The 26,556-nt window shown below is 72.2% G+C and carries 23 protein-coding genes; all 23 read right to left on the minus strand.

Annotation, left to right across the window (positions count from 1 at the left end):
- Positions 1 to 125: 125 nt before the first annotated feature.
- A complete protein-coding gene (locus tag ACFHWT_RS20895; RefSeq protein WP_416596357.1) occupies positions 126 to 1,376 on the minus strand; it encodes a hypothetical protein in 1,251 nt (416 codons plus the stop codon).
- 59 nt (positions 1,377 to 1,435) lie between these two features.
- On the minus strand, positions 1,436 to 2,377 hold the full coding sequence (locus tag ACFHWT_RS20900) for an RluA family pseudouridine synthase (RefSeq protein ID WP_416596358.1): 942 nt from the start codon (positions 2,375 to 2,377) through the stop codon (positions 1,436 to 1,438).
- Positions 2,374 to 2,898 (minus strand): signal peptidase II, encoded by a 525-nt coding sequence (lspA, locus tag ACFHWT_RS20905; protein WP_416596359.1) that lies wholly within the window; start codon positions 2,896 to 2,898, stop codon positions 2,374 to 2,376. The genes ACFHWT_RS20900 and lspA overlap by 4 nt, the downstream gene beginning before the upstream one ends.
- Positions 2,899 to 3,056: 158 nt before the next feature.
- Complete coding sequence (locus ACFHWT_RS20910) at positions 3,057 to 3,476, minus strand: TraR/DksA family transcriptional regulator (RefSeq protein ID WP_278174555.1); 420 nt, start codon at positions 3,474 to 3,476, stop codon at positions 3,057 to 3,059.
- A 395-nt stretch (positions 3,477 to 3,871) separates the two neighbouring features.
- Complete coding sequence (locus tag ACFHWT_RS20915) at positions 3,872 to 4,162, minus strand: DUF167 domain-containing protein (RefSeq protein ID WP_416596399.1); 291 nt, start codon at positions 4,160 to 4,162, stop codon at positions 3,872 to 3,874.
- 85 nt (positions 4,163 to 4,247) lie between these two features.
- Positions 4,248 to 4,817 (minus strand): hypothetical protein, encoded by a 570-nt coding sequence (locus ACFHWT_RS20920; protein ID WP_416596360.1) that lies wholly within the window; start codon positions 4,815 to 4,817, stop codon positions 4,248 to 4,250.
- Between the two features lie 53 nt (positions 4,818 to 4,870).
- Positions 4,871 to 5,677, minus strand: a complete 807-nt coding sequence (locus ACFHWT_RS20925) for a DivIVA domain-containing protein (protein ID WP_123602595.1) — start codon at positions 5,675 to 5,677, stop codon at positions 4,871 to 4,873.
- Between the two features lie 40 nt (positions 5,678 to 5,717).
- Positions 5,718 to 6,023 (minus strand): YggT family protein, encoded by a 306-nt coding sequence (locus ACFHWT_RS20930; RefSeq protein ID WP_123602596.1) that lies wholly within the window; start codon positions 6,021 to 6,023, stop codon positions 5,718 to 5,720.
- Positions 6,024 to 6,048: 25 nt separating this feature from the next.
- Complete coding sequence (locus tag ACFHWT_RS20935) at positions 6,049 to 6,747, minus strand: cell division protein SepF (protein ID WP_416596361.1); 699 nt, start codon at positions 6,745 to 6,747, stop codon at positions 6,049 to 6,051.
- Between the two features lie 186 nt (positions 6,748 to 6,933).
- Positions 6,934 to 7,674: a YggS family pyridoxal phosphate-dependent enzyme gene (locus ACFHWT_RS20940; RefSeq protein WP_416596362.1), complete on the minus strand. Its 741-nt coding sequence runs from the start codon at positions 7,672 to 7,674 to the stop codon at positions 6,934 to 6,936.
- A complete protein-coding gene (gene ftsZ, locus ACFHWT_RS20945) occupies positions 7,671 to 8,789 on the minus strand; it encodes a cell division protein FtsZ (RefSeq protein ID WP_123602599.1) in 1,119 nt (372 codons plus the stop codon). Before ftsZ ends, ACFHWT_RS20940 begins: the two co-directional genes overlap by 4 nt.
- A 289-nt stretch (positions 8,790 to 9,078) precedes the next feature.
- The gene (locus ACFHWT_RS20950; RefSeq protein ID WP_416596400.1) at positions 9,079 to 9,816 is read right to left on the minus strand and encodes a cell division protein FtsQ/DivIB; all 738 of its coding nucleotides are present in this window, start codon (positions 9,814 to 9,816) and stop codon (positions 9,079 to 9,081) included.
- 203 nt (positions 9,817 to 10,019) lie between these two features.
- The gene (gene murC, locus ACFHWT_RS20955; protein ID WP_416596363.1) at positions 10,020 to 11,453 is read right to left on the minus strand and encodes a UDP-N-acetylmuramate--L-alanine ligase; all 1,434 of its coding nucleotides are present in this window, start codon (positions 11,451 to 11,453) and stop codon (positions 10,020 to 10,022) included.
- 21 nt (positions 11,454 to 11,474) lie between these two features.
- A complete protein-coding gene (murG, locus tag ACFHWT_RS20960; RefSeq protein WP_416596364.1) occupies positions 11,475 to 12,581 on the minus strand; it encodes an undecaprenyldiphospho-muramoylpentapeptide beta-N-acetylglucosaminyltransferase in 1,107 nt (368 codons plus the stop codon).
- A gap of 126 nt (positions 12,582 to 12,707) precedes the next feature.
- Entirely contained in the window at positions 12,708 to 14,111 is a 1,404-nt protein-coding gene (locus ACFHWT_RS20965; RefSeq protein WP_416596401.1) for an FtsW/RodA/SpoVE family cell cycle protein, read from the minus strand.
- Positions 14,112 to 14,446: 335 nt separating this feature from the next.
- Positions 14,447 to 15,571, minus strand: a complete 1,125-nt coding sequence (mraY, locus tag ACFHWT_RS20970) for a phospho-N-acetylmuramoyl-pentapeptide-transferase (RefSeq protein WP_416596365.1) — start codon at positions 15,569 to 15,571, stop codon at positions 14,447 to 14,449.
- The gene (locus ACFHWT_RS20975) at positions 15,568 to 17,013 is read right to left on the minus strand and encodes a UDP-N-acetylmuramoyl-tripeptide--D-alanyl-D-alanine ligase (protein ID WP_416596366.1); all 1,446 of its coding nucleotides are present in this window, start codon (positions 17,011 to 17,013) and stop codon (positions 15,568 to 15,570) included. The genes mraY and ACFHWT_RS20975 overlap by 4 nt, the downstream gene beginning before the upstream one ends.
- The gene (locus ACFHWT_RS20980; RefSeq protein ID WP_416596367.1) at positions 17,010 to 18,599 is read right to left on the minus strand and encodes a UDP-N-acetylmuramoyl-L-alanyl-D-glutamate--2,6-diaminopimelate ligase; all 1,590 of its coding nucleotides are present in this window, start codon (positions 18,597 to 18,599) and stop codon (positions 17,010 to 17,012) included. Before ACFHWT_RS20980 ends, ACFHWT_RS20975 begins: the two co-directional genes overlap by 4 nt.
- 54 nt (positions 18,600 to 18,653) lie before the next feature.
- Positions 18,654 to 20,339, minus strand: coding sequence for a peptidoglycan D,D-transpeptidase FtsI family protein (locus ACFHWT_RS20985; RefSeq protein ID WP_416596402.1), 1,686 nt, complete (start codon positions 20,337 to 20,339; stop codon positions 18,654 to 18,656).
- 629 nt (positions 20,340 to 20,968) lie between these two features.
- On the minus strand, positions 20,969 to 21,547 hold the full coding sequence (locus ACFHWT_RS20990; RefSeq protein ID WP_123602605.1) for a hypothetical protein: 579 nt from the start codon (positions 21,545 to 21,547) through the stop codon (positions 20,969 to 20,971).
- 11 nt (positions 21,548 to 21,558) lie between these two features.
- The gene (gene rsmH, locus ACFHWT_RS20995) at positions 21,559 to 22,692 is read right to left on the minus strand and encodes a 16S rRNA (cytosine(1402)-N(4))-methyltransferase RsmH (protein ID WP_416596368.1); all 1,134 of its coding nucleotides are present in this window, start codon (positions 22,690 to 22,692) and stop codon (positions 21,559 to 21,561) included.
- 265 nt (positions 22,693 to 22,957) lie between these two features.
- A complete protein-coding gene (gene mraZ, locus ACFHWT_RS21000; RefSeq protein WP_416596369.1) occupies positions 22,958 to 23,389 on the minus strand; it encodes a division/cell wall cluster transcriptional repressor MraZ in 432 nt (143 codons plus the stop codon).
- A 317-nt stretch (positions 23,390 to 23,706) separates the two neighbouring features.
- Positions 23,707 to 26,523: a DEAD/DEAH box helicase gene (locus ACFHWT_RS21005; protein WP_416596370.1), complete on the minus strand. Its 2,817-nt coding sequence runs from the start codon at positions 26,521 to 26,523 to the stop codon at positions 23,707 to 23,709.
- Between the last annotated feature and the right edge of the window lie 33 nt (positions 26,524 to 26,556).

Here is a 26,556-nt window from a genome sequence, read left to right on the forward strand (position 1 = left end):
CGGGTAGGACCGAGACTTGTCCCGGCACCGCGCGGTGAAACGGTAACCCACCAGAACACTGCGCGTGTCACGCGCAGCGTGGCTGGAATCGTCGCCATTTAGGGCGGCGAGGATGTCAACAAGGTTCACCGGTGGGGGTGCGCCGAGCAGCCCGACGGTCCGACGGTCCGTGACGGGGTACAGCCAGCCGGCGTGGCCGAACGGCCCGCCCCGCTGGTCGATCGGCCCGACGGAGCCGTGGTCGGGCTCCCCGACCCGGCCGACGGATTGGCCCGACCCGCCGGATTTCCAGGAGCTGCCGGATTTCCAGAAGCTGCCGAGTTTCCAGGACCGGGCGGCGACGTGTCGGCACCGTCGAGGGTGCCGTCGTCGGCGTCCGGGCCGGAACCGGCGCTGTCCGGGGCGGAATCATGGTCGGGTGCGAAACCGGTCTGCGTGCCTGGCTCCCCGTCCGGGTCGCCGTCGGTCGCCGGAGCAACAGTGGTCGGCCCGCCGCCGACCGTACTGTCGGCCGCACCGCCCGGCTCGGCGGCCGGAACATCGAACGGCAACCCGCTACTGGTGAGCGCGGCGTCGCCGACCGGCACCACCTCGTCGTACTCCGGTAGCGGAGGCAGAAACACCGCCCGGTCCAGACGACGGACCTCGGGCGCGGGATCGACCGCCCGGATCTCGGCCAGCCGGGCCAGCCTGCGCAGGTCGGCCGGGACGCCCTGAACCACCGCGGCGAACACGCAGGCGCAGTGGTCGCGGTAGGCGGCGGCCTCGGCGGTGGCCACCCGGGCACCCTTGTCGTAGGCCAGCCACTGGTCCAGGTCGGCTGCCCGGCCGAGCTCGGCGACCCGGCGGCGGTAGTCGGTCGCCTGCCTACTCTTGCGCTCGGCGACCTGTTCCATCCCGGTCAGCACATCCTCGGGCAGCTGGAAGGCCGGCATCCGGATCACCTGGGTCTTCTCCCGTCCCAGCGGGACCCGGGTGTACACCTCCACGGCGGACACTCCGGACAGGACAGCGGCGAGCCGGTCGGGTGCCAGGTATCCGTTGAAAGTCACCAGTGCGTAGCTGTCGCCGGTCGATCCGGCCGGCGCCGGATCATCCGGCAAGGTGGCCAGCTCGCCACGTACCGCCCGGAGGTAGTCCGGTATGGACTCGCCCTCGGCTACTCCCACCTGCACGACGTCGTCCACGGCGCGGACGGCGCTGTCGTCGTGATCTACCGCCCAGACGGCGGCGACCAGCACCGCGCTGATCGACACCCCGGCCACCCCGACGAGCAGCTGGGGACGGACCGGTCGCTGCGCGAGCCGGACGGCGGCGTCCACCAGGATCGGCAGCAGCCGTCGGTCGATTCGCCGCAACAGGTCGCCGGCACGCACGGGCGACTCCCCTTCCCCGATGGCGGGTGGACGCTGAGTGACCGTGTGCTCGCCGGCTCTCAATCGCCGAGCACGGCCAGGGCACGCTTCAAGTCGTCAGGGTAGTCGCTGTGGAAGCGAACTTCCTCCGCCGTACGGGGGTGTAGGAAACTGAGCGCACGGGCATGCAGCCACTGGCGGGTCAGTCCGAGTCGGGCGGCGAGTGTCGGATCCGCACCGTACGTCAGGTCACCTACGCACGGGTGCCGCAGCGCGGAAAAGTGCACCCGGATCTGGTGGGTACGGCCGGTTTCCAGGCGGATGTCGACCAGGCTGGCGGCGGGGAATGCCTCCACCGTCTCGTAGTGGGTGACGCTGGGTTTGCCGCCCGAGACGACGGCCCACCGGTAGTCGTGGGTGGGGTGGCGGTCGATCGGGGCGTCGATGGTCCCGCGCAACGGGTCGAGATGCCCCTGCACGACGGCGTGGTACCGCTTGTCCACCTCGCGTTCCTTGAACGCGCGTTTGAGCACCGAGTACGCGTGCTCGCTCTTGGCCACCACCATCAGCCCGCTGGTGCCGACGTCGAGCCGGTGCACGATGCCCTGGCGTTCGGCCGCGCCACTGGTCGCGATGGTGTGACCGGCCGCCGCCAGACCGGCCAGCACGGTCGGGCCGGTCCATCCGGGGCTCGGGTGCGCCGCCACGCCCACCGGCTTGTCCACCACCACGATGTCCTCGTCGGCGTACTCGACCCGCAGTCCGTCGACCGGTTGGGCGATCACCACCGGAGCCACGACGGGCGCCGGCAGGACCACCTCCAACCAGGCACCGGCTGTCACCCGGTCGGACTTGTGCCGGGTGACCCCGTCCACTGCGGCGTCGCCGGACTCCACCAGCGCGGCGGCCGCGGTGCGGGACAGTCCGAACAGCCGGGAGACAGCCTGATCGAGCCGGGTGCCGTCGAGCCCGTCGGGCACCGGCAGCGACCGTCGCTCCCCCTGGCGGGCGGGTGTGGTCAATGGTCCACCTTTCCGGACAGCCGGCGGCCGTCGCGCTGTCGGCCGGTCAGTTCCAGCAGTACGGCGAGGAGTACGCCGACGACCAACGCGCTGTCGGCCACGTTGAAGATCGGGAAGACCTGGCCGTACGGGTGGAAGACGCTGAACATGTCCACCACGTGGCCGAGGAGGGGCCCGGGGGCGCGGAACATCCGGTCCAGGAAGTTGCCGAGCGCCCCACCGAGGATCAGCCCGAGCGCCACCGCCCAGGGCAGCGACCGCAGCCCTCTGGTCAACCAGCCGATCCAGCCGACGACCGCCACGGTGACGAGCGGGAATATCCAGGTGTAGTCGGATCCGAGGCTGAACGCCGCACCGCTGTTGCGGATCAGCGTCAGGTAGAGGGCACCGCCCAGCAGGCGGACCGGTTCCCGGTCGGTGAGGGCGCTGATCGCCCACTGCTTCGCGCCCAGGTCGACGAGCAGTGCCGCCGCCGCGACCAGGGCGAAGACCCACAGCGCGATTCGGTTGGTGCCCGTCACCGGCGAGCCGGTGACGGGCGTGCCATCGCCCGCTTCAGCTGCTGGCGGGGCGTCGCCACCGGCGTTCGGAACGTCCGGACGCGGATCGCCGTCGGCGGACAGACGCCTCTCCCTTCTCAGTGGAGCGGCTCGCCCGCGTCGGGCCCGTCACCGCTCGGCTAGCGCCGCTCCTCAATCTGCTTGCAGGACACGCAGAGGGTGGCCGAGGGGAAGGCGGCGAGCCGCTCGACCGGGATGTCCGTGCCGCACCGCTCGCACCAGCCGTAGTTGCCCTCGTCCAGCCGCTCCAGCGCCCGCTCCACCTGGTTGATGCGGTCCAGGATGCTCTTGGCGAGGGAGATCTCCTGCTCCCGCTCGAACGTCTTGGTGCCGGTGTCGGCCTGGTCGTCGCCGGCCGAGTCGGTCAGCCGTTCCCGCTGCAGCTCGGTGATCTCGCTCAACGTCTGATCATACTCGGCTCGCAACTCGTCCCGACGGGCCTGCAGGGCAATCTGGATCTTGGTGGTCTCGGCCGCGCTGCGCGGTGCCCTGGCCGCTCGCCCGCGGGCGGCGGTCTTCGTGTCGGCTGGCTTCGCCATCGTCGCTCCCTCGGCCGCGTCACCCGCGGCGATCGGCAGTGCCTGTACGGGATCCTCCGGCGTCGGCAGGCCGGACGGTACGCGGCGCGGCGCCGTGGACGGGGTCACCCGACCCGTCCGGCGCCTCGCTTCCGTCAGCTCGGCCATGCTGCCCCCAAAGCACAAAACGGGCGTACAACGGGTCCGTTGCACACTCCGGAGATTCGCAAGGATACGGAACGTGAAGACATCCGACAACAATGGCACAGCTTTCGTCCGGTGATGCACCGATTTGACTGACCAGATCGAGCAGCAGGGGACGGCGGCGCGGCGCGGCCGACATATCACTCAAGAAGGACAGTCGCCGGGGATCGTCGAGGAGCGCGAGGTGGTCGAGGTGTTGGCGGTCGACTGTTTCACCCGTCCCGCAGCCGCCGCAGCCGGGCGTCCAACACCTCGGTTTCGTCGGCGGTCACGGTATCCACCCTGAACAGCTTGTCCCGACTGGCGGCACCGGCCCGTAGCGTGACCCGCCGGGTCGGCACCTCGAGCGCCGCCGCGAGCGCATGCCGGGCCGCCTCCGTCGCACGGCCGTCCACCGCCGGGGCGGTGACCGCGACGATCAGCGCTGGCCCCTGCGGGCCGGGGTGACAACCGCCGATCCGGGCGCGGGACGCACCCGGCTTGACCCGGACGGCGACCACCAGATCGGTCTCCGGACGCCCGCCGGCACTCGTGGCCGGCCGGATGGGCCGGCGACTGCTCGGACGAGACACGACAGACGCCGCCTGTTCAGACGCGGCCGGACTCGGCCAGCAGGGTCCGGTTCGGTTGGCAGAGCCCGCACGGGGTGAATCCGAGTTCCAAAGCCTCGCGAACCGCCAACGGCTCACCGTCCCGGGCCACCAGATGCAGGCAACTCGCCCGGTGGTAGCGGGGGCGTCCGTCAACCACGATCACGTCGGCATCGAGCCCGGCGAGCCGGGCGTGATCGGTCTCACCCGTCTCCTCGACCGCCGGCTCGTCGGGCGGATCGTCGTCGGTTTCCCCGCCGCCGCGCTGGTCGTCGGACGGGCCGGTCGGCTGCCGGCCGACCGCGCCGGATGACCGTTGACCGGCCCGCTGGTCCGGATCGGGGTCGACGCCGAACTCCGGACGGGGAACCGGCTCCGGGTCGAACGGGCTGGCGCGCACGTCGCCTGATCGGGCCGCAGCGGCCTGCCGGGCACCGACCACGAGAGCCACCGCCGCGAGCAGACTGGCGACGATCGAGCCGACCAGCAGCAGGCTGGACCCGCTCGCCAGGCCGAGCACGAGCAGCGTGACGGCGACGAGGATGAGCACCAGACTTGCCACTATCACGGCTCACCCCCCGCCGCATCGTTGCTGACGTACCCCCCGCGAGAGGCTCGGCCTCAGCGGCCGGCCTCCAGCGCGCCGGACCGGCCACCGCCGTAGGAGCTGGCCAGGCCGGCGGTCGCCAGACCACCACCGCCCGAAGCGGAGCGGCCGCCCTCGACCCGCCCCATCTCGGCCTCGAGGCCCTGCCCGCGACCGTCCAGGTCGCGCAGCTGGCTCTCCAGGTACGCCTTGAGCCGGGTGCGGTACTCCCGCTCGAACTGCTTGAGCTCCTCAATGTGCTTCTGCAGGGCGGTGCGCTTGGCGTCGAGGCCGCCCATCGCCTCCTGGTGGCGCTGCCGCGCGTCCCGCTCCAGCGCGTCGGCCTTGGCCCGCGCCTCGCGGGTGACCTCCTCGGCCTTGGTGCGGGCGTCGGTAAGCAGCTTGTCCGCTTCCCGGCGGGCGTCGGAGACGTGGTCGTCCGCCGTCCGCTGGGCCATCATCAGCACCCGCAGCGCCTGCTGCTCGCCGTCGCCGCCGGCACCGACGACCGGGCCACCGGCCGACCTGACCTGCTCCAACTCGGCCTGCATGGCACGGGCTGCCTGCTCGGCGGCGGCCTTGTCCCGCTGTACGCGGTCGAGCTGGGCCTTCATGTCGTTGAGCTCCGCCGCGAGACGCGGGTCGGCACCCGGGCCCGCCGGCCCGCCACGACCTCCGCGCTCCACCTGGGCGCGCAGCTCGTTGTTCTCCTCGATCAGACGGGCGAGCTCACGCTCGACCTCGTCCAGGAAGGCGTCGACCTCCTCCTCGTCGTACCCCCGCTTGCCAATCGGAGGCTTTTTGAAGGCGACGTTGTGGACGTCGGCCGGGGTTAGCGGCATCGAAACTCCTCGGGTCAGTTGCGGCCGCGTAGCGCGCCGGTCAGTTGGTTGCCCTGATCAGCGGCTCCACCACGAACGTGATCAGCACGAACAGGATAACCAGGAGCACAAGGGAGGCCAGGTCGAAGCTCACGGTACCAATTCGCAGTGGTGGGATCACCCGCCTCAACGCCTTAAGGGGGGGATCAGTGACGCTCCACACCGATTCCAATCCGGCTGCGGCACCCCGACCGGGTTGCCAGCGTCGACCGTACTGAAGCACCGCACTCAGGACAAACCTCGCCAACAGGGTGAGCAGAAAGACGTACAGCAGCAGATACAGGACTTGGAACAAGATCGACAACACGGCAGGCGAGGTCCTCAGGTCAGGGCTAGCCCAGGCTGAAAAATCCACCCTCGGCTATCTTGGCCTTGTCCTCCGCGGTGACCTGGACGTTGGCCGGTGAGAGCAGAAACACCCGGTTGGTGACGCGTTCGATCGTACCGCGCAGACCGAACGCCAGACCGGCAGCGAAATCAACCAGACGGCGGGCGTCGGCCTCATCCATCTCGGTAAGGTTGATGATCACCGGCGTGCCGTCGCGGAAGTGCTCCCCGATCGTCCGGGCCTCCCGGTAGGTGGTCGGGTGCAGCGTGGTGATCTGGTACCGCTGCTCCTCCTCGGCGACGACCATCCGCTCCCGCACCGCAGGCTGCGGCGCCAGAGCCAGATTGTCTCTGGTCGGGTAGCTGGCCGGCGTGGCCTCGGCACCGGACCGGGTGATCGATCGCACACTGGCGCGCTCGCCCCGGTCGGGATCCGGACCCCGGTGCTCCCGCTCGGCGGCACGGTGCTCCCGCTCGGCAGCCCGGGCCTGCAGCCGCTCCGACGGCCGCAGCCGCTCCACCGGTGGCCGCGCGCGTGGTGGCGGGTCGTCCGGCTCGTCGTCGTCGGCGAACTCGTCGGCATACCTGCTGTCACGGTATCGTGACTCTCGGTAGCCACCCTTGTCGTAGCCGTCGTCGTAGCCCTGGTCGTCGTCCTCCTCGACCAGGCCTAGCCAGACCCCCGCTTTGCGCAGTGCACCCATGCCGCGCCCCTCCGTCCGCCGTGCGGCACGCGCCCCCGCCGTGCCACTGTCGCGCGTGAACACTGCAGTGCCCACCGGTCCGAGCCGGCTCCCCGCCATGACCGGTGCGCGGTCACGGACGTCGACCCCCGACGACGGGGAGTCCGGCTCAAACAACACTGATGTAGTTTGGTATCCGCCGCCAGGCTACCGTAGCGTTGGGCGCTTTCCGAGCAACGCACTTCCGACACGGACATGTGTCGCGCCGGCGGCCACCGCCGCCTCCAGGTCGGCGCTCATCCCGGCCGAGACCATCCATGCCTCCGGCGCGCCAACTCTGAGCTGGGCAGACACCTCCGCCAGCCGGGCGAACGCCGGCTCCGGCGGCTGGTCGAGCGGAGCCACCGCCATCACCCCGGCGAGTCGCAGATCGGACTGGCCCAGGACACACTCGACCACCGGCCAGAAGCCGGTCACCGCATCCGCCGAGTCCGGCAGCGCGCCGCCGCGCCCCACCACCCCGTCCAGACTGACCTGGACCAGCACGTCGAGCGGCCGACCGCGCCGGCCGGCGGCGGCGGCCAGGGCCCGGGCCAGGGGCACCCGGTCGACCGAGTGCACCAGGTCCGCGTAGCCGACCACCGACCGGCACTTGTTGCGCTGCAGCTGGCCGACGAAGTGCCAGCGCAGACCTGATCCACCGGGCGGTCCAAAGGCCAGCTCGGCGGCCTTGGCCGCCGCCTCCTGGTCCCGGTTCTCGCCGACATCGGTGACCCCGAGCTCGGCCAGCAGCCGCACGTCGGCGGCCGGATAGGTCTTGGTCACCGCGATCAGGGTGATACTGTCCGCCGGCCGACCCGCTGCCGCCGTGGCGGCGGCGAGCCGGGACCGTACGGCGGTCAGCCGGTCGGCCAGTTCCGCACGTCGCCGTTCGATGTCGACCGTCATGATCCGTTCTTGAGAAAGTCCGGCACGTCGACGTCGTCGAAGAGCACCCGGCGGGTCTGCTGGGTCGGCGTCTGAGGCGCCGGGGCGACAGCCGGGCCAGTGGGCGCGGCCGGCGAGACCGGTGCGGCCGGGACCTTGCGCGGGCCCTCGGCCGGCTTGTACGCGGGAGCGCCGCCGTCGAAGCCGGCGGCGATGACGGTGACCCGTACCTCGTCGCCCAGCGCGTCGTCGATGACCGCCCCGAAGATGATGTTGGCGTCGGCGTGCGCGGCGTCGGTGACCAACTGCGCCGCGTCGTTGATCTCGAACAGGCCGAGATCGGATCCACCGGCGATGGAGAGCAGCACCCCCCGGGCACCGTCCATGCTCTGCTCCAGCAGTGGGCTGGAGATCGCCGCCTCGGCCGCCTCGACCGCCCGGTTCTCGCCTCGCGCGCTACCGATCCCCATCAGCGCGCTGCCGGCGCCGCTCATCACGCTCTTGACGTCGGCGAAGTCCAGGTTGATCAGGCCGGGCGTGGTGATCAGGTCGGTGATGCCCTGGACACCGGAGAGCAGCACCTGGTCGGCCTGGCGGAAGGCGTCCATCATGCTGATCCCCCGGTCGCCGAGGGCCAGCAGCCGGTCGTTCGGGATGACGATCAGGGTGTCGCACTGGTTGCGCAACTCCTCGATACCGGCCTCGGCCTGCACCTGGCGTCGCTTGCCCTCGAAGGAGAACGGCCGGGTGACCACACCGATCGTCAGGGCACCCAGCTTGCGGGCGATGTTGGCCACCACCGGCGCCCCGCCGGTGCCGGTGCCGCCGCCCTCACCGCAGGTGACGAAGACCATGTCGGCGCCCTTGAGCACCTCCTCGATCTCGTCGCGGTGGTCCTCGGCGGCGTTCTTGCCGACGTCCGGGTTCGCCCCGGCGCCGAGGCCCCTGGTCAGCTCCCGACCGACGTCGAGCTTGACGTCCGCGTCGCTCATCAGCAACGCCTGGGCGTCGGTGTTGATCGCGATGAACTCGACGCCCTTGAGGCCAACCTCGATCATCCGGTTGACGGCGTTGACTCCGCCTCCGCCGATGCCGACGACCTTGATGACCGCCAGGTAGTTGTGCGGAGGTGTCATCGGGGTGCCTTCCCTTCGAGAGTGGCGGGCGCCGGCCTGACCCGGCCCACTGGGACCACGGAGGACAGACCCGTCGGTACACGAGAGCGGGACGAACCCTCACCCTCTACTAGAGGCTTAGGGTTATGTCAACCACTGAACCTCTCCGGGCAACGTATGCGCACGTACCGCGTGATCCAAGGACCGTGCTGGGCGTGTCGCAGGCCGCGCCGGGCCGAGTCAGTCTCGGCAGACCGTAATGTACCTTCTACACCGAGCCGTCCTGAAATCACCCAGACGACATGCCGGATCAGCGGATGGTCACCACGTCCGGCGCGCTGACGTCGATCACGCTGCCGTCCTGGACCAGCAACGCGTCGGCGACCCGGGCCTTGACCGCGTTCTCTGTGGCGTCACCCCAGATCACCGACCGGTCGTCGGCGAGCCGCAGCTCGATCCCGGCCGGGCCGCTGACCACGATCTCCACCAGCACCTCGCGCAGTTGGGCGGTCAGCGAGTCGAGCACCGCGACCGCGTCGCGGACCAGCGCCTGGTCGAACTCGGCCGTTTCCAGCCGGACGACCGCCAAGTCGTCCGGGCGCCCGGCCAGTGTCCGGAAGGCCACTCCGGCCCCGTCGACCACCACGAACGCGTCGCCCCGGGGCACCACGGCGGCCGGCACCCGCTCCACCACGGTGATCACTACCGTACCCGGCCAGTCCCGGCTCGCCACCGCCCGCTCCACCGCGGCCAAGCCGGAGACCCGGCCGGCCACCGCGGCCAGATCCACCCGGGCCAGTGGGGTCCCCTGCGGAATCTGCGCGGCCTGCCGTACGTCCGACTCGGTCACCAGCGCCGCCCCCGCGACCCGGATCTGGTCCACGCCGAACACCGAGGTCGCCGAGACCACCCACCAGCCAACCGCGGCCAGGGCCGCCAGGCAACCGGCCACCGCCCAGGGCAGCGCGGCCCGCAACCGTCGTCGCCGGGCCCGGCGCATGAACCGCCGGACCGACGGCGGCACCGCCTCCCGGCTCGCCCGGACCAGCCGCCAGCGGCCCGTCGACCCGTCCGCGCCGCCCGACTGGCGCCGGGTGTGCCCGGTGTCCGCTCCGGCCGGCCCGGACCGGGTGGCGGGCACCCCGGCCCGACCGGTCCGACCCGCCGGTCGGACATCGCCCAGCCGACCGGCGCCGGAGCGGCTGGAACCGGTCCGACCCGAGCCGGGTCGCGGCGAGCGACCAGGCGGGGTCATCCTGCGTCAGCCGCCGGACCGGCGAGCGCGGACAGCAGTTCGTCACCCAGCAACGAGATCGGTGGAGCGCCCATCGTGACCACCAGATCACCGGGCCGGCAGCGGCGGACCACCTCCGGTGGGACGTCCTCCCAGGACGGTATGAACACCTTTCGGTCGTCCGGCAACGGGACGTCCGCCGTCAGCGCCACCCCGCCTTCGCCCGGCTCCCGCAGCTCACCCGGCCCGAACACCTCCATCACGATCACCTCGTCGGCGATCGCCAGGGCGGCGGCCAGCTCGGCCTGCAGGTCCCGGGTCCGGTAGACCCGGTAGGGCTGGAACACCACCACCAGCCGGCCGGCGCCGGCGACCTCCCGCATGGTGTGCAGCGCCGCGGTCATCGACGTCGGGTGGTAGGCGTACTCGTCGTAGACGGTGACGCCGCCGGCCGAGCCCTTGCGTTCGAACCGGCGCCGAACCCCGGGGAACACGCCCAGCGCGGCGACCGCGTCACTCAACGGCAGCCCGAGGCGCAGCGCGGTGAGCACCGCGGCGGCGCTGTTGAGCCCGAGATGCCGGCCGGGTACCGGCAGGGCGATCTCGCCCAGCGTCGCACCGTCCAGGGTGGCCAGGTAGCGGACCCCGGCCGCGGACGACGTGATCTCGGACAGCCGCAGATCGGCGTCGGCGGACTCGCCGTAGGTGTGGACGGTCCGGCCCTCGTCGCGCAGCGCCTCGGTCAACTGCCGGGTCCCGGGGTTGTCCGCGCAGGTCACCACGAACCCGTCCGGATCGGTCAACCCGGCGAACTCGGCGAAACCCGCAGCGAGCCCGGCCAGGTCACCGTATGTGTTCAGGTGGTCCGCGTCGATGTTGGTGACGATCGACACGAACGGGCGGTAGAGCAGGAACGAACGGTCACTCTCGTCGGCCTCGACGACGAAGTACTCGCCCGTCCCGTGGTGGGCGTTCGAACCGACCTCGGAGATCTCGCCACCGATGACGAACGACGGATCCTCGCCGGCCCGTTGCAGGGTCAGGGTCACCATCGACGTGGTCGTGGTCTTGCCATGGGTGCCGGCGACCGCGATGGTCCGCCGACCGGTCATCGCCGCCGCGAGGGCCTCCGACCGGTGCAGCACCCGCAGCCCGCGCCGACGGGCGGCCGCCAGCTCCACGTGGTCCGCCGGGATCGCGGTGGAGTAGACCACCGTGTCCACCCCGTCGAGGTTGGCCTCCTCGTGGCTCATGTGGATGGTGCCGCCGAGTGCCCGCAGCACCGCCAGCGACGGCCAGTCCCGCAGCTCGCTGCCGGTCACCGGGATCCCCCGGGTCAGCAGCAGGCGGGCCAGGCCGCTCATCCCGACCCCGCCGATACCGATCAGGTGTACGGTCCCCAGTTCCTCGGCGGCCAGCGTGCCGGTGGGGGCGAACTCGGTGATGTTCACGTAGTCACCTTCCCGTGCGGGTCATCGGGACACCGCCTCGTAGACGAAGTCGAGCAGCGCCTCGTCGCCGTCGCGGCGACCGTACCCCGCCGCCGCCTGGCCCATCGCGGCCAGCCGCTGCGGATCGCGGGCCAACGGGACCACGACCTGCTCCACCCAGGCCGGAGTCAGTTCGGCGTCGTCGACGAGCAGACCGCCGCCGGCCTCGACCACCGGCAGCGCGTTGCGCTTCTGCTCCTGGTTGCTGTGTGGGTAGGGCACGTAGACCGCAGGCAGTCCGATCGCGGCGACCTCGGCGCAGGTCATCGCACCCCCCCGGCAGACCATCAGGTCGGCCGCGGCGTACCCGAGCTCCATCTCCGACAGGTACGGCAGCGTCACGTACGGCACCGGCAGATCACTCGGCACCGAGACCGGCTCGTTGCGGGCACCGATCGCGTGCAGCACCTGGACACCGGCCCGGGCCAGCTCCTTGGCTGCGCCGGAGACCGCCAGGTTGATCGACCGGGCGCCCTGGGATCCGCCGGAGACGAAGACCGTCGGCAGGTCCGGCCGTAGCCCGAAGTGTGCTCGGGCGGCTTCCCGGGCGGCCAGCCGGTCCAGCCCGGTGATGGACCGGCGCAGCGGCACCCCGACCACCCGGGCGTCGCGCAGCGACTCGGCCTGGACCGGCTGGTGCGGGAAGCCCACCGCGACGTGCTTGGTGAACTTCATGCCCATCCGGTTGGCCACGCCCGGCGGCACGTTCACCTCGTGCACCACGATCGGCATCTCGCGACGCCACGCCGCCAGGTAGGCCGGTACGGACACGTACCCGCCGAAGCCCACCACCACGTCGGCCCGCACCTCGTCGATGACCTTGCCGGCGGCGCGGGCGGCCTTGAACATCCGGTCTGGCGTACGCACGAGGTCCATGTTGACCGACCGGGGCAGCTGATGTGCGGGGATCAACCGCAGATCGTACCCTTTCGGCGGAATCAGCTCGTTTTCCAGCCCTTTCGGGGTACCGAGACAGGTGATCTGCACGCTCGGGTCGTGTCGACGCAGACAGTCGGCGAACGCCAACAGCGGGTAGATGTGCCCACCGGTTCCCCCACCTGCCAGCACCACCGATCGCAGCGGACCCATCAGCATCTCCTCTCGCTCGACTCGGTGGCCGCGCGGCGGACCCGGCGGACCGCCGACGGCCCACGCGGCACGCCGGGCGGTGTGTACGGGGCCCGCCGGCCCGGATGCGCGCTTCGCGGGGGTACGTTAACGCCCGTCCCGTCGCCTCGGCACACGGGGCGTCGCCGACCGGCCGCCACCGCCGCCGGGGGTGGTCGATCGGCTGGGCTGCCCGGTGCCGGCCGGTCTCGGTCCGACGCCGGTCATCCGCGGCTTGGCCGGGTGGCGCTTGCGGGGCATCGGCGGCAGCGGAGCCCAGACTAGTCGCACCCAGCGGGCCGGCGGACGGGCGTTGAGCGCCCGGGCGGCGTCGGGTTCGGCCCGGGCGAACGACGCCAGCATGCCGATCGCGGCGAGCGTCACCACCAGCGCACTGCCACCGGCCGAGATGAACGGCAGCGGAATACCGGTGATCGGCAGCAGCCCGATCACCCCGGAAATGTTGATCACCGCCTGGCTGATCAGCCAGCTGGCCGCCGCCGCGGCGGCGAGTCGCCGGAACGGGTCGTCGACCCGGCGGGCGATCCGCAACGCGGTGTACGCGAGGACCGCGAACAGGGCCAGCACCACGACGCAGCCGACCACCCCGAGTTCCTCGGCGACGATGGCGAAGATGAAGTCGTCCTCGGCCTGCGGCAGGTAGCCCCACTTCAACCGGCTGGAGCCGAGCCCTTCACCGAACCATCCCCCGTTGGCGATCGCGTACCTCGCCTGCAGCGCCTGGTAACAGTCGTCGACGCACTGCTCCGGTGGGGTGAAGAACGACGTCAGTCGGGCCAGCCGGTAATTGTCCGCGTCCTGGGCACCGGAACCGGCGCCCTGCCAGGCGGCGGCGATCAGCAGGCCGATGCCGACCAGCCCGACCGCGCCCAACGTGGCGAAGATCCGCAGCGGTACGCCGGCCGCCCAGAGCAGCCCGACGACCAGGGCCAGGATGCACAGCATGGTGCCCAGGTCGTTGTAGCCGACCAGGAGGAACAGCAGTCCGACGGCGGGGAACAGCGGGATGGCCAACTCCCGCCAGTGGCCCAGCTCGGCGCCCTTGCGGGCGATGACGTCGGCACCCCACAGCACCAGGCCCAGCTTGGCCAGCTCGGAGGGTTGCAGCTGGAAGGAACCGAAGTAGAGCCAGAGCAGCTCCGCCTCGACCGGGCCGATGCGGGCGACCTGCCAGCCCGCCAGCGTTGACACCAGCAGCAGCCCGTTGAGCAGCAACAGCAGGGCGACCGCCACGCCGAGCACCACGATGCCCAGGGCACGGAACGTCGCCGCCGGCAGCCGTTGACAGATCCAGAACGCGACCAGGCCGATCACCGCGAAGGTCGCCTGGCGGCTCAGCACGCTGAACGCGCTGCCGTCGTCGATGTACGCCTTGATGCTGGTCGCGGAGAAGACCATGGTCAGGCCGATCATCAGCAGCAGTCCGCTGCTGAAGATCAGCAGATAGTACGAGGCGAGCGGCCGGGCCAGCAGACCACGCAACGCGGCCAGTCCGCTGATCGGTTCCAGCCGGGCGGCGGGGCCGTGCCGATCTGGGACCGGACGCCCCGGAGCCGGGCGATCTGGGACCGGACGCCCCGGAGCCGGGCGATCCGGGACAGGACGGTCCGGAGCCGGGCGATCCGTGGCAACCCGCTCCGAGTCCGGCCGATCCGCAGCAGTGACAGGCCGATCCGTGACGGGCCGGCCCGGGTCAGCGCTCATCCGGGCCGCCACCTGTCGTCGCCATCGGTCCATCATCGGCGCTGCCGCCCTCGGCGGCCGGACATCGACACCGCACCGGCGTGTCGGACGGCCGCCGCACAGCGGGCCCGGGCTGGTCCGGGCTAGCCCATCACCGCGAGGAACTCGCTGTAGAACAGACCGAGACCGATCGCCACGCCGATCCCGGCGATGATCCAGAACCGGACGACGATGTTGACCTCGCTCCACCCGGCCAGTTCGAAGTGGTGCTGCAACGGCGACATCCGGAACACCCGCTTGCCGGTGGTGCGGAACGAGATGATCTGGATCACCACCGACATGGTGATGATGACGAAGAGCCCGCCGATGATCAGCAGCAGCAGCATGGTCCGGGTGGCCATCGCCATCCCGGCGATCAATCCGCCGAGCCCGAGCGCTCCGGTGTCACCCATGAAGATCCGCGCCGGCGAGGTGTTCCACCAGAGGAAGCCGACACAGGCCCCGGCGGCCGCCCCAGCGATCAACGCGATCTCCAACGGGTCGCGCACCTGGTAGCAGTACTCGGCGGTGTAGTTGGGGTCGGCGCACCAGTGCCGGTACTGCCAGAACGCGATCAACGCGTAGCTGCCGAGCACCATCACCGACGCGCCGGTGGCCAGACCGTCCAGCCCGTCGGTCAGGTTGACGCCGTTGGTCGTGGCCATCACCACCAGGATGAAGATGACCACCGACGCGGCCTTGCCGACGTCGAGGGCGTCGATGTCGCGGATGAACGACAGCGTGGTGCTGCCGACCGTCTCGGTGTTGGTCGCGTCGCCGGTGGTGTCCACCATCGTGCTCGGGAAGTACAGCGCGATCACCCCGAACACCGCGCCGACCAGGATCTGACCGAGCAGCTTGCCCCGCTTGTTCAGCCCGGCGCTGTTGCGCTTGCGGACCTTGAGGAAGTCGTCGACGAAGCCGACCGCCCCGGAGAAGACCAGCAGGCCGAGCAGGACGAGCGCGGTGATGGTCGGCCCGACCTGGGCGATCTGCTGGGCCGGCAGCGTGGTCAGGGCGAGGTGACCGGCGACGTACGCGATCACCGTCGCCACAATGAAGACCACGCCGCCCATCGTCGGCGTGCCCTTCTTGCCCTGGTGCATGACCGGGCCCTCGGCCCGGATCGGCTGGCCGGCCTTGAGCCGGGTGAAGACTTTGATCGCCACCGGGGTGCCGAACAGCGACACCAGGAAGGCCACGGCCGCCGCGACGATGACCGCTCTCACGCCGTCGCCTCCCCGGCCCCGGTGACCGGCGTACCCTCGGAGGCAGATCCGTCGCGCAGCGCGTCGGCAACCTCCCAGGTGCGGTACCGCGAGCCCTTCACCAGCACCACGTCCCCGTCGGTCAGCTCCCGCCGGAGCAGGTCGATCGCCGCCTGTTGATCGGTGACCAGCACCGACTCCCCTTCCCATGTCGATACCGCCGCCGCCGCCTGCCCGATCGGCGCGGCCTGTTCGCCCACCACCAGCACCCGGTGCACGTCGAGCTCGGCGGCCAACCGGCCGACCTCGGCGTGTCCCTGCTCCTCGTACTCGCCGAGCTCGGCCAGGTAGCCGAGCACCGCGAAGGTTCGCCGCCCCGCGCCGAGATCCACCAATGCCCGCAGCGCCGCCGCCGTGGAGGCGGGGTTGGCGTTGTAGGAGTCGTCGATGACGGTGATCCCGTCCGCCCGGTCGAACACGTCCATCCGACGGGTCGAGACCAGCCGGAGCCGGCCGAGCGCGGCGGCCAGCTCCGCCGGGTCGGTCAGCCCCAGTTCGATCGCCACGGCCGCGGCGAGCAGGCTGTTGCCGACCTGATGCCGGCCGCTGACCGCGAGCCGCACCGGCGCCGACCCGGCCGGGGTGACCAGCTGGTACGCGGCGCGTCCCCGGGCGTCCACGGTGACCTGCTCGGCACGTACCGTCGCCGCGGGATCCTCCCCGGCCAGCACCACCCGCCCGGCGGTGCGTTCGGCCATCCGCCGCACCCGGGGGTCGTCGGCGTTGAGCACCGCCACGCCGTCGGCCGGCAACGCCTCCACCAGCTCACCCTTTGCGGTGGCGATGGCGTCGACCGAACCGAACTCCCCGATGTGCGCGACCCCGACGTTGATCACCATGCCGATCCGGGGCGGCGCGATCTCGCACAGATGCCGGATGTGGCCGATCCCCCGGGCGCCCATCTCCAGCACCAGGAACCGGGTCTCGGCGTCGGCCTGCAGCACGGTGTACGGGTGGCCGAGCTCGTTGTTGAACGAGCCGGCTGGCGCGACCGTCGGGCCGAGCCCGGCGGCGAGCTGCGCGATCAGGTCCTTGGTCGTGGTCTTGCCCGACGATCCGGTCAGGCCGATCACGGTCAGCTGGGGCAGTCGGTCCAGGACCGCCCGGGCCAGCCGGGCCATCGCGTCGAGCGGGTCGTCGACGAGCACCATCGGCACCGGGGTGGTACCGCCGTCGACGGTGACCGGGCGGGTGCCGAGCACCGCGACGGCTCCGGCGGCGAGCGCCGCCCCGGCGAAGTCGTGCCCGTCGACCCGATCGCCGGCGAAGGCGACGAACAGCCCGCCGGGCCCGATCTTGCGGGAGTCGAACTCCACCCCGCCGGTGACCCGGCTGGCCGGGTCGGCGTCCCGCAGCCGCCCACCGACCACCTCGGCCACCTCGGCCAGCGTCATCGTGATCATGCCTGCCTCACCAGTGCCGGGAACCGGGCGGTCAGCGACGCCGCGAGCTCGATCCGGTCGTCGAACGGCTGGACGTCGCCGTCGATCTCCTGTCCCTGTTCGTGGCCCTTGCCGAGCAGCGCGACCACGTCGGTGGGACCGGCCAGCCGGACCGCCTCGTCGATCGCCGCCCGCCGGCCGGCGACCTCCGCCACCTCGGCGCCGGTGACGCCGTCGGCCCCCTGGCGTACCTCGGCCCGGATCGCCGCCGGGTCCTCGGTCCGTGGGTTGTCGTCGGTGACGATTACCAGATCGGCACCGCGGGCGGCAGCGGCGCCCATCGTCGGACGTTTGCCCCGGTCCCGGTCGCCGCCGGCCCCGATGACGCAGATCAGCCGGCCCCGCCGGGAGTCGGCGAGGCCGCGCAGCGCGGTCAGCACGGCGACGATGGCGTCCGGCTTGTGCGCGTAGTCCACCACGCCGAGCACCGGTCCGGGAGCGGCGACCTGTTCCAGCCGGCCGGGTACGCCGGGGCAGTCGGCCACTCCGGCGGCGGCCGTGGCCGGGTCGACGCCGAGCGCGACCAGGGTCGCGATGGCCAGCAGCGCGTTCGCCACGTTGTGCCGCCCCGGCAGCCCGACGGCGGCCTCGATGGAGATCCCGTCCGGGCCCAGGGCGATGAAGTGTTGCCGGTAGCCGTCGTCGCTGACCGCCGCGGCCCGCCAGGTGGCGGCGGCGTCCCCGGCTGCCGAGTAGGTGACCGTGTGCGGACGACGCAGCGGCTCCAGGGCCGGGTCGTCGTGGTTGAGCACCTCGACCGCGCAGCGGCCGTCGAAGAGCCGGGCCTTGGCGGCGAAGTAGTCGGCGGCGTCGGCGTGAAAGTCGAGGTGGTCCGATCCGAAGTTGGTGTAGCCGCCGACCGCGAACCGCACACCACCGACCCGGTCCAGGGCCAGCGCGTGGCTCGACACCTCCATCACCACGCTGGCCACGCCGTGCTCGCGGGCCACGGCGAACATCGCGTGCAGGTCGGTCGCCTCGGGGGTGGTCCGCACGCTGGGCACGATCAGGTCGCCGAGGCGGGTCTCGACCGTGCCGATCAAACCGGTCGACTGGCCGGCGGCCCGCAGCCCCGACTCGACCAGGTACGCGGTGGAGGTCTTGCCGGCGGTGCCGGTCAACCCGACCATGGCCAGGTGCCGGGTCGGCTCGCCGTAGACCACCGCCGCGACCCGGCCCAGTACGGTCCTCGGCTCGGGGACCACCAGGGCGGGCAGCCCGGCTTGCGCAGCCGCCGGGGCGCCGGCCGGATCGGTGAGCACGGCCACCGCGCCGCGGGCATCGGCGTCGGCGACGAACTCGGCGCCGTGCCGGCGGGCCCCGGGCAGCGCGGCGTACAGGTCACCGGGCCGGACGTCGCCGCTGGCGTGGGTGATTCCGCTGATCAGCGGGGCTGCGGCGGTCGGTGGCGGCACCGCCAGCGACGCGGCGAGCTCCGCGAACGGAATCGGACGATTGGTGCGGGGTCGTGGATTGCCGGGCACGGCGCTAGACCCTACCCGGTCCGCGGTCCGGGCCCGCGCAGCGGCGTACCGGTCGCTCCGCATCGCGCGGCGTTTCGTCCGTACGGGTGAGTCCCGAACGTCGGCCGGGACGGACCGTCACGGGTGCACCACGAACTCGGGTGGCTCGGTGCCGGTCGGCGGGACCCGGTAGTGCAGCAGGGTGAAGCGCATCATGTCGCGGAACGCCGGGGCGGCGACGTCCCCGCAACCGCCACCGGGGGTGTGCGACACCACGGCGATCACGTAGCGCGGGTCGTCGGCCGGCGCCATGCCGATGAACGACGTCACCTCACCGGGGGCGACGGAGCCGTTGACGATCCGCCGACCGGTGCCGGTCTTGCCGGCCACCCGGTAGCCCGGGACCGCCGCCGCGGTGCCGGTGGCACCGGGGATGGTGGTGACGCCTTCCATGATCCTGCGCAGCGCGGCGGCGTTGTCGGCGCCGAGCACCCGGCGGGCGGTCGGCTCCTCGGTCGGGGTGCGCTGCCCGTGCTCGTCGACGATCTCCCGGACCAGTCGGGGCGGTACGTAGACGCCGTCGTTGGCGATCGCCGCGTACGCGGCGGCCATCTGCAGCGGGGTGGCGTCGACGCTGTGCCCGAGCGGCACCGACCCGTACGACGAGGCGCTCCACTCGCCCAGCGGCAGCACCCGGCCGCTGGCCTCGCCGGGCAGTCCGACACCGGTCGGGCTGCCCAGACCGAACGCCTGCTGGTACGCGTGCAGCCGCTCCGGCCCGAGCTGGTCGGCGATCTTGATCGTGCCGACGTTCGACGAGTAGGCCAGCATGCCGGCCAGGCTGGTCGCGACACCCGCCTCGATCGGGCGGGTGTCCCGGAAGGTGGTGTCGCCCTTGCGGATCGTCGGACCGAGGTCGAGTGTGGTGTCCGGCTCGATCAGCCCCTCCTCCAAGGCCGCAGCGAGCACCAGCGGCTTGTGCACCGAGCCGGGTTCGGCGGTGAACGTGGTGGCGATGTCCTGCCGGTCGGACGGGTCGCTGGACCATGCGTCGGCGGCGTTGTAGGTGGGCTCGCTGGCCTGGGCGAGCACCTCGCCGGTACGCGGGTCCAGTACCACCGCGGCGGCCACACTGCCGGCGCACTGCCCCAGCGTCGCGCTGAGGATGCGTTGCACCTCGTACTGCAGGTCCCGGTCGATGGTGAGCACCAGCGAACTGCCGGGCTGCGGCTCGGTCTCCTGCCGGTAGCCGCCGGGGATCTCGGCCAGCCGCAGGTCGCGGTTGCCCTGCTCGGCGATCCGCTGCCCGTTCACCCCGCGCAGCACCTCGTCGTAACGCGCCTCGAGGCCTTCCAGCCCGTTCATGTCCAGGCCGACGAAGCCGAGCAGGTTCGCGGCCAGGTCGTTGCCGGGCACCTCGCGCCGTTCGTCGTAGTCCACCCCGATACCGGCCAGTTCAAGGTCCATCACCTGGTCGGCGAGTTCGACGTCCACCCCACGGGCCAGGAACTCGAACCGCGACTCCTGCCCGTCCTCGCGGGTCTGCGGGACCAGCCGCTCCAGCAGCGTGGAGCGGGGGATGCCGAGCAGCGGTGACAGCGCCTCCGCCGTCGCCTGCGGATCCTCGACCAGACCCGGGTCGGAGTAGACGAACCGGGCGGCGACGCTGTGTGCCAGCACCGCGCCGGTGCGGTCGTAGATGCTGCCCCGGGGGGCGGGCACGACGACCGGCGAGCCGACCCGGTCCCAGACACCGCCGTCGGCGTACGCCGGGGCGTCGACGACCTGCAGCACGATCAGCCGGATCCCGATCACCACGAACATGGTCAGGGTGAGAAAGGTGCCCAGCCGCAGCCGGCGCCGGGGGTCGGCCAGCCGGGGCAGGGTGGCGGGCCGCCGTGGGCGGCCCTGGGTGCCCTGTCGGGCCGGGCCCGGGGCACGCCGGGCGGAGCCGGACGACGCCTGCCGGGACTTGCCGGCCGACCCGGCACGGCCGGTGGTCGACCGGCGGCGGTCGGAGCCGGCTCCGCGCCGCGCCGCCCGGTCCGGGTCAGTGCCACGCCGTGCCCTCCGATCCGGGTCGACGTCGCGGCGTGCTCCCCGGTCCGGGTCGACGTCGCGGCGCGGGGTGCTCCGCCGATCGGCGTCGCGACGTGGTCCGGTACCCGGTTCGGTGCCCCGGTCGCCGGGGTCCGCCGAGCCGACCCGGGCCGGCGGCCGACCGCTGGTGGCCCGACCCCCGTCGAGCACCTGCAGCGCGGGCCGGAACGGATCCCGACTGCGTTCGGCGCGGCCGGTACGGCGTTGCTCGGCCGACTCACGCACCGTCCGACCCCGGGGGGTGTAGGCACGGGCGTCGGCGATGCCGCCGATCGGGCCGGGCTCACCGACGCCGCCGCGCCGGGATCCACGTGGATCCCGGCGCGGCGGATCGGAGCGGTCAGCCACCCGGCCTACTCCCCCGCCCCCTGCTGCGAGCTGGTGATGGCCGGCTCACCGGTGGCCGGCTGCGGTACGCCGATGATCCGTCCGTCCGGCAGCCGGATGAACGCTGGCGGACCGGACTCGACCAGGCCGAGCTTGCGGGCCTGGGCGGCCAGGTTGTTCGGCGCCTCGTACTGCGCGATCTCCTTTTCCAGCTGCTGCTCCTGCAGATCCAGGTTCGACTGCTGCTGCTGCAGCGTGCCGATCCGCACCGCGTTCTCGTTGATCTTGGTGTTGACCAGCAGCACACCGAGCACCCCACCGACGACGACCACCAGGATCATCGCGATGAACGGTGCCCGGGGCACCGACACCGGTGCCGGCGGTGCGACCCGCAGTCGCGGCGGCGCCGGCTCCGCCGAGCTGTCCCAGACCCGAACCGAGTCCTGAGTCGTGGGCTGCTCCTGCAGCGCCGCGCTGCCCTGGGTCACGTAGCCCCCTGACGGGTTGCTGCGCCGCGCCGCGGTCCGGCCCCCCGACCGCGGTGCGCCCACCCGGGCGCCGCGCTGACCGACCTGCCCCGAGCGGTCGCGCTTCTCGACGTTCATCTCCCCTCCCCCTACTCCTTCTCGTCACGACCCCGATCGTGACGTCTCCGCCGGCCGGCTATCCCGTCCGGTGTGGATGGCCCGGACGCCGCCGCGTCGGGCCGGTGTGGTGCTGTCCCCGGGTGGGGCCGTTCGCGGGCGGCCCCACCCTTTCCCCGCCCGGCGGTGCCGGCACTGCGCACCGCCGCCTGTCCGATGTGCTCCGCCGCGCGCAGCCGTACCGACGCCGCCCGCGGGTTGGCCGCGATCTCCGCCTCGCTGGCCTGCTCGGCACCCCGGCCGAGCAGCCGTAGCGTCGGGCCGGTGCCCGGCAGCTCGACCGGCAGCTCCACCGGCGCGGTGCTGCGCGCCCGGCCAGCCAACGTCTGCTTGGTGATCCGGTCCTCCAACGAGTGGTAGGACAGCACCACCATGCGGCCGCCGACGTGCAACGCGTCCAGCGCGGCCGGCAGTGCCCTGCGCAGCACCGCCAGCTCCTCATTTACCTCGATGCGCAACGCCTGAAACGTTCTCTTCGCGGGGTTTCCCCCAGTTCTTCGAGTAGCCGCCGGCACGGCCGACTCGACCAGTTCGGCCAATCGCGTCGACGAGGTGATCGGCCGCCGCTGCCGCTCCCGCACGATCGCCGAGACGATCCGGCTGGCGAACCGCTCCTCGCCGTACTCCCGCAGCACCTGGACCAGGTCCCCCGGTGGGTAGCCGTTCACGATCTCCTCGGCTGTGGTCCCCCGCCCTTGGTCCATCCGCATGTCCAGGGCGACGTCCCGGGAGTAGGCGAACCCGCGCTCGGGCGCGTCGAGCTGCAGTGAGGACACCCCCAGATCGAACAACACGCTGTCCACCCCGGACAGCTCGAGCTGGTCAAGGACCTCGGGCAACTCGTCGTACACCGCGTGGACCAGATGGACCCGGTCGGCGAACCCGGCCAGCCTCGCCCGGGCGTGTGCCAGCGCCTCCCGGTCACGGTCCAGCCCTACCAGGGTGACCAGGGGGAACGCCGCCAGCACCGCATGGGCGTGACCGCCCAGGCCGAGAGTCGCGTCGACATGCACGGCCGGCCGGTCACCGCGGTCCAGCGCGGGGGCGAGCAGCTCGAGACACCGCTCGAGCAGCACCGGTACGTGCGTACCGCGAAGCTCCCCCATGTCGACCCCCAGTGACCTGCCTGCCGTGTCGTGCCCGGTTGCTGCGTTGCCGCTCGTCGTACCGCCAGATCCCCATCCGCTCTACTCCCGCCCACCGCCCGTGCCGGACCGGTGCTCGAAACACGCGCCTGGCGCCGGGGAAGTGGCGCCAGGTGCGGGAGCGGCTGGAGATCTCGCAGTACGTCGGACGACCGGTGCCGACCGGCGGCTCTCGCGTCAGCCACCGACACCCGACGAGACGCCGGGCGGTCGACCATCCGTTGCCCTACAGTCCGCCGGGCAGCACCCCCTCTTCGATGTCCGCGAAGTCGTCCTCGCTATCGGAGAGGTATGTCTCCCATGCCTGCTTGTCCCAAATCTCCACCCGGCTGCTCGCCCCGATCACCACGAGGTCGCGGCCGAACCCGGCGTACTCCCGCAGATGTGCCGGGATCGTCACCCGGCCCTGCTTGTCGGGCACCTCGTCATGGGCGCTGGCGAAGAAGACCCGGCTGTAGGCCCGCGCCGCCTTGTGCGTCATCGGTTGCTCACGGAGCTGATCGGCGATCCGCTGGAACTCCGGCGTCGGAAACACGTACAGACAGCGTTCCTGTCCTTTGGTGATCACGACACCTCCCGCCAGCTCGTCCCGAAACTTGGCTGGAAGGATCAACCGGCCCTTTTCGTCCAGGCGCGGAGTATGGGTGCCGAGAAACACGGCCCAACCCCCCTTGCCCTTGTACGGCATTCGCGGTGCCGCATCCCCCGGGGCCGGCGGGCCCTCCCGGCCCCGCCATCGCGCCCCACTCTACTCCACTTCCCTCCACCTGCAACCAGAATCGCGACCGAAACACGCCCAACTCACCGACAAAACCGCACGTCAGCGGGGGTGGTGCCGAGTGGAGGGCGGGCGGGCACCGGTCCGCTTTCCGACAGCGCGACATCGTTCTCTCCCGTCCGGCTCCCGTCCGGCGCGGACACCGACACCGCCCGCAGCGACGGTGGCAGGGGCTGTCCGCTCCCGATGGCGGCCCGCTACCCGGCGAGGATCTCCAGCGCCGCCCGCACCGGATCACCGTTCCAGCGGGAGGCGAAAGCGTCGACCAACGCCCAACCGGCCCGGCGCAACGCCCGCTGCCGCGCCAGGTGCGCTTGCGGACCATCCGGATGGACTACGCAGTTGAGACCGACGGCGTCGGCGCCGACACCGAGACAGATGTCCACCGTCCACCGTCCGACCGGGTAGTCGAACCGCACCACGCCGCCGATCTCGGTCAGCCGGGCACCGAGCTGTTCAGTCCAACCGCTGACCCCGGCGGTGGTCACCGCGCCCCCGGACGGCACCGCTGGCGGCGGTTGGCGCGCGTACCGCAGAAACTCCCCCACCAGGCCGTCGGCGACGGTCAGCGAGGTCACCACCACCAACTGCCGCCGCGCCCGCGTGATCAGGACGTTGAACAGGTGCGGATCGGCCAGGAAACGTAACCTGGCCGGCGGATCGTCGTCGGTCACCGCGAACGACGCCACCACCGTCTCGGCCTCGCCGCCCTGGATGGCGTGCACGGTGCCGACCCGCAGCCCCAGCTCCTCGATCCGCTCCACCGGAAACTCCGCGACCAGTGCCGCCTCCAGCGCGTCGGCCTGCGCGCGGAACGGAGTGACCACGCTGATCTGCGACTGGCCGGAAGTGGCGAGTTCCCGCACCACCTCGACGGTGGCGGTCACCTCCGCCTGATTCACCCCGTCCACGGTGGCCGCCGACGCTACCTGGCGCACCGCGATCACGTCGATCGACTCGTTCGCTGGGTGGCGGGTGGTGACCGCCAACCGGTCGGCGTAGAACCGCCGGGCCGAGAACTCGATCAGCTGCGGTACGCAACGAAAGTGCTCGTCGAGCCAGGTTACCGGTGCGCTGGCAGCGGCGAGATCGAAGGCGCTGACCCGGCGGACGTCGAGCCGGTCGTCCAGACCGTGTCGGTCGAGCGTGTCCGCCACGTCCACGTCCGCGACGAAGGAAACGAAGCGCAGCTGTCGTGGGTCACCGACGACCAGCGCCCGACGGGCCCGGGCCAGCGCCGGGGCAGCCCGGATCTGGTCGCTGTGCGAGGCCTCGTCGAGGATGACCAGGTCGAAAAGACCGGGCGACGGCGGCAACAGCTCGGCTACGTCGGTCACCGTGCCGATCCACAACGGCAACGCCCGGACCAGGGCCGGACCGTCCAAGGCTGTCAGCAGCTCCCGGCGCCGGTTGCGCCCCGCCCGCAACGCGCTCGCCAACGCCGCGGCGTTGCGCCGGGCCGGCGGATCCCATCGACGCTCGCTGCCGGCGCGGTCCCGCATCGCGGTCGCGGCCCGTTCGGCGAGCTCCCGGTCGGCCTCATCGAGCCGGTCCCAGTACGCCGCCAGATCAGTGCCGCCCGCAGCGGCGAGCCGAGCCCGAGCCGCCACCGCCCGGGCCGCCTCGACTGCATCGGCGACCTGGTCCAGCGCACCGTCGGTGTCCCCGGCGAAGTCGACGGTGACACCGAGCCGACGCCGCAGCCAGCGACGGGCGGCCCGCCGCCGCCACCTCGTCCACCAGTTCCCGCCACCCGGGGTACGCGCCAGCCGGACCGCACGCGTGGCACCGGACAGGTCGGCCCCGGGTACGAACGCGCCCGGTGCGGTCAGTGACAGCGCACCGAGCAGCGGCTCCCACCCGGTCGCGGCGGCGGCCAGCCGCTCGGTCTCCAGGGCGAGCCGGATCACTGCGGTCTCCCGAGCAACCCGGCGGCGGGCCACCGCCACCGCGTCCTCGGCGGCGGACACCCGCGCCGCCGGGACACCCGAACCGGCGCCGGCGGCGAGAGTGGCGGCGACCTCCGCCCGTCGTTGGGCGTCGCCGAACAGCACCGGTGTCGGCCCCCGGTAGCGGGCCAGGAGGTCAACCAGTACGTCTGCGGCATGCGGCGACTGGGTCACCACCAGGACGCTGCCGCCCCGATCGACCGTGTCCAGGGCCGCGGCCACCACGGCGTGGCTCTTGCCGTTGCCCGGCGGACCGGACACGACGGTGAGCCGTTCCCGCTGGACCCGCCGGACCACGTCCGACTGGGCGGCGGTCAGCGGCAACGGCGACTCGACCGCGGCGGCGTCGAGCCGGGCGTCGGGCGTGGCGGCTTCCCCCGCCACTGTTTCGCCGGCACCGCCGGTCGGCGTCGGCTGGTAGACCTCCGCCAGCGCGGTGCCGGTCAGGTCCCGGCCGGCCCAGGCCCGTAGTCCGTCGGCGAGCGCCACCCCGTAGACGTCCCGGACGGTGAACAGCACCGCGGCCAGATAGCCGGTCAGCCCGCTCGCCGGCAGCCGGGGGCGCCGACCGGTCGGTGCCGGCCGAACCTCGGTCAACGGCAGCCCGGCGGCCGCCGCGGCGGTGCGCAGCCATGCCTGCGTCCCGGTCGCCGTCAGCCAACCCGGCCCGCCCAGACCCGGCACCGATTCCAGGTTCGCCGCCGCGGCGCGATCCGTGACCAGGGAGGTCAGCTCCAACTCCCCGGCCGACACCACCCGGTAACCACGCAGCGCACGCTCCAACCGGACCGGTTCGGACAGCAACGGCAGCCGGACCCGGCGGCGGACCCCGTCCCGTTCGACGGCGCCGACGACCAGCCCCAGGCCGCGTCGCAGGATCCGCTCGTCGCGGTGCAACAGGTCGACCGCGGCCAACCGGTCGGTGGCGGCATCCCGCTGGTGCCGGTCCGGATCGGCGAGCCAGAGCAGCGGCTGGCCGCCTTGGGTCACGTCCAACATCCGCTCGGGTGCGGCGGGCGCCAGCTCGGCCAACGCCCGCAGCGCGGTAGCGACTGAGCTACTCATCGGTCGTCGACCGTACCAACGCGTCCGTGCGTC

The organism is Micromonospora sp. LOL_021, assembly GCF_048060215.1.
GTDB lineage: Bacteria > Actinomycetota > Actinomycetes > Mycobacteriales > Micromonosporaceae > Micromonospora_E.